The organism is Streptomyces sp. NPDC046900 (assembly GCF_040644975.1).
In the GTDB taxonomy this organism is placed as follows: domain Bacteria; phylum Actinomycetota; class Actinomycetes; order Streptomycetales; family Streptomycetaceae; genus Streptomyces.
The window spans coordinates 1-8919 of sequence record NZ_JBEYXD010000164.1 but is presented as its reverse complement, the minus strand read 5'-3'; the positions used below and the strand labels follow the sequence as shown (position 1 = coordinate 8919).

Sequence of the window (8919 nt, the reverse complement as noted above, 5' to 3'; positions counted from 1 at the left end):
GCTGGGTCATGGTCGATCTCCTTCCCCGTGCTTCGGCGGTGCCGTTCACCGCCCTCGGCCGCCGGGTACCCACCGAGCGAGGCCACGCACAGCAGGGACCGACAGTCCTGTCGCCGAAGGGAACCGCGGCCACTGGGCTGGATCAACGTTGCGGGTCTTTCCCAAGCCGGCTGGGCGTGACCTCCAGCGCCTCATAGGCCATTATCGTCGTGACCTGCAGCGACCAGGACACGCTCGACGCAGCGCCTGGTCCGCGTAGGCCAAACGCCACAACTCGTCGGATGCCCACGACGTGGAGGTCCCAGGTGGCGGGGTTGATCACTCCGAGCAGGTCACTTCCTGCCATGGCCGCCTGCCGTCCCGTGGCCCGACCGCATCGCCCCGAGTCGCCCGTGCCTCCCCCAGCACACTCGGGGCGGCGAGGAGGCCCGCGCCGCCCTGCTCGATCTGCCATCTGCTGGGCGAACCTGTGGCCAGTCCATCTCGTCTCCTGTCGTTTCGCCCGGTCGGCCGGGCGATGACGGGTGGCTGGGGCTGGGGCTGGGGCTGGGGCTGGGTCCGGGTCAGGCGTCGGCTCCGCCCTGCGCGCGGCGCCCACCGTTGTGGGGGCCGTGCCAGTCCAGGCACAGCACGGTGGCGTCGTCCTGAAGGTGCCCGTTGCAGGCGTCGATGACCGCGGCGGTCAGGATGCGCACGACTTCGCGGGGATGCTCGGAGGCGGTGTCACGGATCAGGCCGGGCAGGTCCAGGGTTTCTGCCTGGCGTTCTTGCATGCCGTCGGTGTACAGGAGCAGGCGGTCGCCCGCGCGTAGATCGAGGTTCTGGACGCGGTAGGTGCCCTGTGCGGGGACGCCGAAGGGCAGATTGATCTCCAGGTGGACTTCGTCGACGGTGCCGTCGCGCAGGCGCAGTGGCCAGAGGTGGCCGGCGTTGACGAGGTGTGCGCCGCTGCCGTCCAGGGCGATACGCAGCAACTGGCCGGTGGCGAAGGTGTTTCGGCCGTGGTCGAGCAGGGCCTGGTGGGTCTGGCGGGCCTGTTCCGCCAGACTTGCCCCGGCGCGGCGGGCGCGGCGAGAGGCGTTGACCAGGAGGGTGGCCATGAGGGCGGCGTCGACGTCGTGGCCCATGGCGTCGGTGACCGACATATGCAGGGTGTCCCGGTCGAGCGTGTAGTCGTAGGTGTCACCGGCGGTCTCGTCGGCGGGCACCAAGGCCCCGGCCAGTGCGAACTCGGCCGCCTCGCAGCAGGAGGCCGAGGGCAGCAGCTGACGCTGGATCTCGGCCTCCAGGCTCATCGGTGTGGTGCGCTGGCCCCAGTGGTACAGGTCGGTGAAGCGGCGGTTGGTGACGAGGATGTAGGCCAGCGCGTGCGCGGCCTGCTCGACCTGCTCCAGCACCTCCTGCGTCACACGGGGCAGGAACAGTTCCAGCACGCCGATGGTGTCGCCGCGGTTGCTGACCGGGGCGAGCACCCGATGCCCCTTGCCATCCCCGCCGTCCTGCGCCTGCACCAGCTTCTGGGTGCGCAGCACCTCGTCGTAGGCACTGCCGGCCAAGGGGATCTGCTCGGCGCGGTGGCCCTGCTGCGTGGCCGCCTCCTCGCTGACCCGGACCACCTGCCGGCAGACGAGGTCGACGAACAGGAACGACACGCTGCGCGCGCCGAACCGGTCCCGCAGATTGCGGGCCACCACGTCGACAGAAGCCACCGGCGCGGCATGCTCCGCCGCGGCCAGGACCTCGGCCAGCCCCATTCGATCACGCGTCACGTCAGCCTCCCTGAGTAGTAGGGTCTCCTTCCCGCAGGACCCCACGCATCACCCGCACACCCCAGGAGCGCACCGTCCCAGCGGATGATGGAGGCGTGGGCGCGCAAACCCTTGTTGCCGGGTGCTCTTTCTGCGACATCGTTTCTGGTCGGGCCGAAGCGAGCCGGGTGTACGAGGATGCTCTCTCACTGGCCTTCATGGAGATCCATCCGGTTGCGCCGGGAGACATGCTGGTCATTCCGAAGATCCATGCCGCTTCCCTGGAAGACGTGGATGAACCCCTGGGCACCCACCTGTTTCATGTGGCCCATCACCTCGCACGTGCCCTCCGTCGATCAACCCTTCAGTGCGACGGCATCAACGTCTTTCTCGCAGACGGTGCTGCTGCATGCCAATCCGTGTTCCACCTGCACGTCCATGTCTTTCCAAGAACCGTCCACGACGGTTTCCGTCTGGATGTCACGTGGCAGGACCGCGACCGGTCAACGCTCGACGCGGACGCGGCACAGGTCCGCGCTGGGCTACGTGCCCTGCCCTCGCCACATTCGCATCCCTGCGCGGGTTGTCCTGAGCCGGGATGAGCCGAGTGCCATGAGGCACGCGGGCTGCCTGCCCCGTCGGTACCGCGCTAGTTCGCCACGGTTTGCGCTGGGGCGCCGTGGGTATTCGGGGGCATCGCGCGGGCACCGCAGGCGCGGGGCCGGCGTGCGGAAAGGTGACGGGAGAGCGTGAGATGGCTGATCGCATCACGGGCGTCTGGGGTCGGCGGCTGCCGTTCTCGCCCGGTGAACGCTGGCCGGAGCGGACGGACCGGCATCTGGTGGTGGCGCAGGAGCAGGTGGATCGCTGGGTGCAGTCGGCGTGCGTGCTGTGCTCCAACGGCTGCGGGATGGACATCGCCGTGGCGGACGGGAAGACCGTCGGGGTGCGCGGCCGGGCGGAGGACCGGGTGAGCCGTGGGCGGCTGGGGCCGAAGGGCCTGTTCGGCTGGCAGGCGAACAACTCGCCCGACCGGCTCACGGAGCCGCTGATCCGCGTCCACGGCCAGCTACGGCCCACGGACTGGGACACCGCCATGGGGGCGGTAGTGGACCGTTCCCAGGCGGTGCTGGCCGAGCACGGGCCGCTGGCGATGGCCTTCTACACCAGCGGACAGCTGTTCGCCGAGGAGTATTACGCGCAGACGCTCATCGCCCGCGGCGGGATCGGCACGCCGCATCTGGACGGCAACACCCGACTGTGCACCGCCACCGCCGAATGGGCTCTGGTGGAGAGCTTCGGCAGCGACGGCACCCCCGGCTCCTACACCGACGTCGACCTGTGCGACACCCTGTTCCTGGTCGGGCACAACGTGGCCGAGACACAGACGGTGCTGTGGGCCCGCATGCTGGACCGCCTCCACGGCCCGCAGCGCCCCCGCCTGGTCGTCATCGACCCCCGCGCCACCCCGACCGCGCGCGAGGCAGACGTCCACCTACCCATCCGGCCCGGCACCAATGTGCCGATTCTGAACGCCATCCTGCACGAACTGATCCGCAACGACTGGGTCGACCAGGACTTCCTCACCGCCCACACGGTCGGGTTCAAGGAACTGGCGGACATGGTCGCGCAGTATCCGCCGGAGCACGCCGAGTCGATCTGCCGCGTCCCGGCTGACACCATCCGGCAAGCCGCCCGCATCATCGGCACCGGTGAGCGTCTGGTCTCCACCGTCCTGCAGGGCGTCTACCAGTCGCATCAGGCCACCGCCGCGGCGGTCCAGGTCAACAACGTCAATCTGCTCCGCGGCATGATCGGCCGCCCCGGCTGCACCGTCTTCCAGATGAACGGTCAGCCCACAGCCCAGAACAGCCGCGAGACCGGCTCCAACGGTGCTCTTACGGGCTTTCGCAACTGGCAGAACGATGCGCACGTCGCCGAGATCGCCCGCGCTTGGCACCTGGACGTGCTGCAGATCCCGCACTGGTCACCGCCCACCCATGCCATGGAGATCTTCCGGCACTGTGAGGACGGGTCGGTGAGGTTCCTGTGGGTGAGCGGCACCAACCCGGCCGTCTCCCTGCCGGAACTGCACCGGATCCGCTCCATCCTCGGCCAAGACCGGTTGTTCCTGGTGGTCTCCGACGCGTTCCCCACCGAGACCACGGCCTTGGCCGACGTCGTGCTTCCGGCCGCGGTGTGGGGCGAGAAAACCGGCTGCTACACCAACGCCGACCGCACCGTGCACCTGTCGGAGAAGGCTGTGAACCCGCCCGGGCAGGCCCGCTCCGACTTCGACATCCTCCTGGACTACGGCCGCCGCATGGACCTGCGCGACAGCGACGGCCGGCCCCTGCTGCCCTGGGCCCGTCCCGAGGAGGCGTGGACGGCGTTTACCTCGCTCACCCGCGGCCGCGTCTGCGATCAGAGCGCCCTCACCTACGACCTGCTCAAGAGCAGCCCGGGCATCCAGTGGCCGTGCACCGACGAGGCCCCGCACGGCACCGAGCGGCTCTACACCGACCATGTGTTTCCCACCAGGGCCGACGTCTGCGAGGACTACGGGCACGACCTGATCACGGGCGCGCAGAACGAGGCCGACGAATACCGTGCCCATGACCCGGCCGGCCGGGCCGTCCTCAAAGCCGCCCCCTACCTGCCGCCCCACGAGGATGTTGACGAGGACCATCCGCTCCAGCTCACCACCGGACGTAAGGTCTACCACTGGCACACCCGGACCAAGACCGGCCGGGTCCCCGAACTCCAGGCCGCGGCCCCCGACGTATGGGTCGAACTGCACCCCGACGACGCCGCCCGGCACGGCATCGTCGAAGGCGACCTCGTGCTGGTGCAGTCCCGTCGAGGAACTAGCGTCGAGGCACCGGCAGTGCTGACCGGGAACCGCCCCGGGGTGGTGTTCCTGCCGTTCCACTACGGCTACTTCGACCAGACCGTCCCCGAACGGCACACCCGGGCCGCCAACGAACTGACCCGCACCGAGTGGGACCCGGTCTCCAAACAACCGGTCTACAAGGTCACCGCCGTGCGCGTCGACAAGCTCACGGACGCTCGGGTCGCCGAGACCGGAAGGCACTGACCGTCATGAACAAGATCGGCCTACTGCTCTCCGAACTCCACGACGCCGAAACCGACCTCGCGAGCGAGTTCCGCGCCGTCGCCGACCGTCAGGCCGCCGACCACGGCACCCACTACACCTGCCTCACACTCGCCCAGCAGTGCGACGCCCACGCCGCGCGGGTGCGCGAGGCCGCCGACCGCCACGCCAAGGGCCTGTCCGAACCGCACGAGTCACAGACCCTCGCCACCGCTCTCGGCGCCATCCGGCACAAGACCTCCGAACTCGTCGGCCGACGTCCGCAGTCAGGGCTGCTGCTCCTGCGCGACCTGCGCAAGTTGTATCTGATGGCCGAGGCGGTCAACGTCCACTGGATCCTGCTCGGCCAAGTGGCGCAAGCCGTACAAGACCCCGGCCTGCTCGACGAGGTCACCGTCCTTCACAAGGAAACCCTCACTCAGATCAAGTGGCTCAAGACTCGGCTGAAGGAAGCCGCACCCCAGGTGCTGGCCACATCCGACTGATGCGGGGGAATACCGATGAGCGACAAAAGGCCGTCCCAGGCCGAGCGCCGAACAGAAACAACCGTGCTCGGACGTATCGGACAGGGAGGAAGGAGTGGACGGCACGTGGGGCCCCATCACGCGTGACCATGTGCAGGAACTGCTCCACGGTCGCCAGGACGGGTCCACGCTCGTCGTCCTGGAGGGCCATGCTCAGGTAGTTCCGAAGAAGGAGCTGGGCTCGGACCGGTACGCCGGGGCCCTAGAAATCATGACCGCCGAGGAACTCGGTTGCCAGGTCGGAACAAGCTCCCCTGCGGAGCACGATCTCCATGCCCTGACAACCAGGTTGAACACCTGGGTGGCGAAGCTCGGGGGCCGAGATCGAACGGCATAGGCCTCCGCTTCCCGCGTATGGCACGGCCACCTCGGGTACCCGGCACGCAACAAGGGCAGAGACGACCAGGCGAGAGAAGGGTGCTGCCATGGCTGACGACGTCATCACCATGCTCACGACCGACCACCATGAGCTGCAGCGCCTGTTCGACATGATGAAGAAGGACAGCAGTTCCCGGCCGCTGGCGCTTCCGCTGGCTGTTGCCATGCTGGAGGCCCACAGTGAGGCCGAGGAGGACCGGGTGTACCCCGCGGTGGCCCGCGAGGCCGAGGAGAAGGCGGAAGCCGAGCACGCCGCCGAGGAACACCATGAGGCTGAGAATCTCGGCAAGCACCTGCTGGAGATGGACTGGGAGAGCGGGGAGTTCGACCTCGCCCTGGAGGAGTGGATCAGCGCCGTACTGCATCACGTGGAGGAAGAGGAGAACGAAATCCTGCCCGCGCTGAGAGAGGCGGTCGACGCGGACCGGCTGCACCAGCTGGGCATGGAGTTCGCCGACGCGCGTTCCAGGAAGCTCGCAGGCCAGCCGCTCATCGCCGCCAGCGGTGACACGGTGGCCCGGAGCGAGCAGGGGACCGAGGCTGTACGCAAGCCTGCGGCGAAGAAGACCGCCGCAAGGAAGGCCCCGCCGAAGGCGGCCCGCGCGTCAGCCACAGCCCGGGGCCGGGGCGGGGCCAAGAGTGAGCTGCGGCAGTTGAGCAAGGCACAGCTGTACCAGCGGGCCACCGAGCAGGGCATCGCGGGCCGCTCCAAGATGAGCCGCGAGGAGCTGGTGGACGCGCTCGCCCGGGCCGGACGTCGCCGTTAGAAGAACGCCGCCTGACCACCGCACCCGGCAAGCGCCCACGACTGTCGGCGGCGCCTGAATCGTGATCCACGTTCGACGCATGCTCGCCACCGAGGCGCGCGCAGCCTGCCAACGCCGCCCTCGCCGAATGGGTCCGGTCCGCAGCTCTGCCGGCCGCAGGCTGCTACGGTGCCGCGCCATCTGCGCCGCTGGTGAGCAGCCCAGCAGGAGCTCGGCGGAGGCTCTCACGTGCTTACCACCGCGCCACTCGATCAGGTCCACGGTCGAGCTCAGCGCCTCGAGCCACCCGGCCGCCACTACTGGTGGCGGCGGGCAGGTGTCACGTCCGCAGGGAGGCGGGTAATTCGTGTGTCTGCTCCTACTCGCGTGCCGCGGTGGTCGCGCGGACAGTGAGGGTCATGCCGAGCGAGCCAAGGCCGAAGCCGCCGCGCTACGAAACGCCCGAGCAGCGGGCCGACCGCAATCTGGTCGAGCTGCTCCAGGAGCTGCGCGTCGCCCAGACCGGTGTGCAGATTCTCTTCGCCTTCCTGCTCGGCGTAGCCTTCACCAGCCGTTTTCCGCAGCTCAGTGCCTTCCAGCGTGGCGTCTATGCCGCCACGCTCCTGCTGACCGTCATTACCGCCGCCGTTCTCGCGACGCCGGTGGCCCTGCATCGCGGGCTGTTTCAGCGCGGCGCTAAGCCCCGCATCGTGGCGCTGTCTGCCCGGTATGCGGAAGCCGGCCTGATGTTCCTCGCACTGGCGATCAACGGTGCTGTTCTCCTGCTCATGGACGTCGTCTTCGGCCATGTCGCAGCTATCGCCATCACGGCCGCGACCACTGCGATGTTCGCGTGCCTGTGGTTCGTGTTGCCGTGGTCCCTACGACGTTCCTGAGGGGCGACCGCTCGGCGGCCTCCTGACGCTGGAGGGCCAGTGCTCCCTCAGCCGCAACGGCGGAGCGGACAGACGCTGCGGCCGATGCAGCCGAAGCGTCCGCCGACCCTCTTGCCATCGCCACGCGCCTTGCTGCTGACCCACAAGACCCCGCCGACAGTCCGCATGCAGCCACGCCGGCACGTCTGCCCAGTTCGTGACTGGGCCAGAGCCAGGCGCACTGACAGCGCCTCAGTGTTCCCACACGTCCGGCCCGCCGCCCCGCCACTCGATGAGGTCCGCGTAGGACTCGACGATGTCCTCGACCAGCGGGTTGACCTCGGTCCAGCCCTCAATGCCCGCACGGCAGAGGAACACGCTGAGATCTTGCAGGCTGTACGCCGTCCCGAGGATCACGCCGTCGACGCGCACGCGTCGACCGCCGGTCTCGGACGGCGGGTAAACGATCACGCGGCGCTTCGCCATAGTTCGAGCCTCGCCCTCGGGCGCGGGATGCGCATGCTCCTCCATCAGCGCGATGCGAGGCGGCTTCCGCCATGCTTGCCCACCCGTATGGCAGCGCCGGGTGGCCGTCCTGCTGCTGCCGGGCCAGGCTGGGCGTGGCGCCGCGCGGCCTCGTGTCCCCCTCAGCTCAGGCTGCCGGAAGTCCACGCAGGGCACGCCTCCCACCCTTTCCGGCACCTGGGTGGGAGGCGTGCTCGTCTGATCAGATGCCCCGGAACGTCGGCTGAAGGAAGTACATCGTGCGCGGAGGCCCCTGCCGACTCCACGGCGGGAGCCTCGTTTAAGCGGGAGCGGGGTGGTCAGCCGGCCTTCTGCCGTTCCCGGAGTTCGTGGACGCTGGCGGCGGTGAGGGTGCCGTCTTGCTGCTCGTAGTGAGAGAGGGCCAGACCGAGGCCGAAGAAGGTGGGAGCCCACTCACCGACGAAGATGCCCCACCGGTCGGCGCGGTCGACACCGGCGCCGGGTTCCGCTTGGAGGCTGGTTATCCAGGAGGCGATGCTGAGGCCGATGGAGGCCATGCCCGCGAGGTAGGCGTGTTCACTGCGGATGCCCATTTCGTGCATGCTCTTGATGATCATGAGGGATCCCTTCTGTGGAGGTTTCGGCCCGAGTACCCCCACACGGATGACCCCATTGGGTGAGCTAGCGATGTTATATCCCTGCCGTGCCGTGCCGTGACGGGGCCGCACCTACTCGTCCGCCGGTCTGGTGTTTCGTTCGATTGCCCGGCAGTGGGGACATCGGAGCTGGGCGCCTTGCCCCCCGTAGCGGCAGGTGAGCCACTGCGGAGGGCGCACGGGCCGACCTGTGCGGGTGTGCAGCCCCAGCATGAGCGCGGCGGACACGCGGTCTGTGGCGGGATCGATGCGTCTGGGCACCTCGCCCGTCTGTCCGAACGTTCCCGCCTGGGGATCTAACGGGTTGCCCCGCGATTGATCTTGGTCACGTACGGGGACATGGAGAAGGCCGCGCGAGTTGTCTGGTGTGTGAAGATCAAACTGGCCCGCG

At 68.7% G+C, this 8919-nt stretch carries 8 protein-coding genes; 5 read left to right on the top strand and 3 right to left on the bottom strand.

Going from position 1 to position 8919, the window contains the following annotated elements; translation table 11 throughout:
* Positions 1–563: 563 nt before the first annotated feature.
* The gene (locus tag ABZ904_RS49370) at positions 564–1769 is read right to left on the bottom strand and encodes a PP2C family protein-serine/threonine phosphatase (protein ID WP_361830709.1); all 1206 of its coding nucleotides are present in this window, start codon (positions 1767–1769) and stop codon (positions 564–566) included.
* Positions 1770–1864: 95 nt separating this feature from the next.
* On the opposite strand from ABZ904_RS49370, the gene ABZ904_RS49365 reads away from it, so the two are divergent.
* The 5 genes from ABZ904_RS49365 to ABZ904_RS49345 all read left to right on the top strand — a co-directional run bounded on the left by ABZ904_RS49365 (position 1865) and on the right by ABZ904_RS49345 (position 7407).
* Positions 1865–2350: an HIT family protein gene (locus ABZ904_RS49365; RefSeq protein WP_361001248.1), complete on the top strand. Its 486-nt coding sequence runs from the start codon at positions 1865–1867 to the stop codon at positions 2348–2350.
* Between the two features lie 152 nt (positions 2351–2502).
* Positions 2503–4845 carry a nitrate reductase gene (locus ABZ904_RS49360; RefSeq protein WP_361001245.1) on the top strand — a complete coding sequence of 781 codons (2343 nt, stop codon included), beginning with the start codon at positions 2503–2505 and terminating at the stop codon, positions 4843–4845.
* 5 nt (positions 4846–4850) lie between these two features.
* Complete coding sequence (locus ABZ904_RS49355) at positions 4851–5348, top strand: hypothetical protein (protein WP_361001242.1); 498 nt, start codon at positions 4851–4853, stop codon at positions 5346–5348.
* Positions 5349–5812: 464 nt separating this feature from the next.
* Complete coding sequence (locus ABZ904_RS49350; RefSeq protein ID WP_361001240.1) at positions 5813–6532, top strand: hemerythrin domain-containing protein; 720 nt, start codon at positions 5813–5815, stop codon at positions 6530–6532.
* Between the two features lie 398 nt (positions 6533–6930).
* Entirely contained in the window at positions 6931–7407 is a 477-nt protein-coding gene (locus tag ABZ904_RS49345) for a DUF6328 family protein (RefSeq protein ID WP_361001237.1), read from the top strand.
* Positions 7408–7638: 231 nt separating this feature from the next.
* Here ABZ904_RS49345 and ABZ904_RS49340 read toward each other — a convergent pair whose 3' ends face one another.
* On the bottom strand, positions 7639–7917 hold the full coding sequence (locus ABZ904_RS49340) for a hypothetical protein (protein WP_361001234.1): 279 nt from the start codon (positions 7915–7917) through the stop codon (positions 7639–7641).
* 293 nt (positions 7918–8210) lie between these two features.
* On the bottom strand, positions 8211–8489 hold the full coding sequence (locus tag ABZ904_RS49335; protein ID WP_361001231.1) for a hypothetical protein: 279 nt from the start codon (positions 8487–8489) through the stop codon (positions 8211–8213).
* Between the last annotated feature and the right edge of the window lie 430 nt (positions 8490–8919).

Bases quoted from the DNA above. Each gene is read 5' to 3' on its own strand.
- ABZ904_RS49360 (WP_361001245.1), top strand. From the start codon at position 2,503: ATGGCTGATCGCATCACGGGCGTCTGGGGTCGGCGGCTGCCGTTCTCG.
- ABZ904_RS49355 (WP_361001242.1), top strand. From the start codon at position 4,851: ATGAACAAGATCGGCCTACTGCTCTCCGAACTCCACGACGCCGAAACC.
- ABZ904_RS49350 (WP_361001240.1), top strand. From the start codon at position 5,813: ATGGCTGACGACGTCATCACCATGCTCACGACCGACCACCATGAGCTG.
- ABZ904_RS49345 (WP_361001237.1), top strand. From the start codon at position 6,931: ATGCCGAGCGAGCCAAGGCCGAAGCCGCCGCGCTACGAAACGCCCGAG.
- ABZ904_RS49340 (WP_361001234.1), bottom strand. From the start codon at position 7,917: ATGGAGGAGCATGCGCATCCCGCGCCCGAGGGCGAGGCTCGAACTATG.
- ABZ904_RS49335 (WP_361001231.1), bottom strand. From the start codon at position 8,489: ATGATCATCAAGAGCATGCACGAAATGGGCATCCGCAGTGAACACGCC.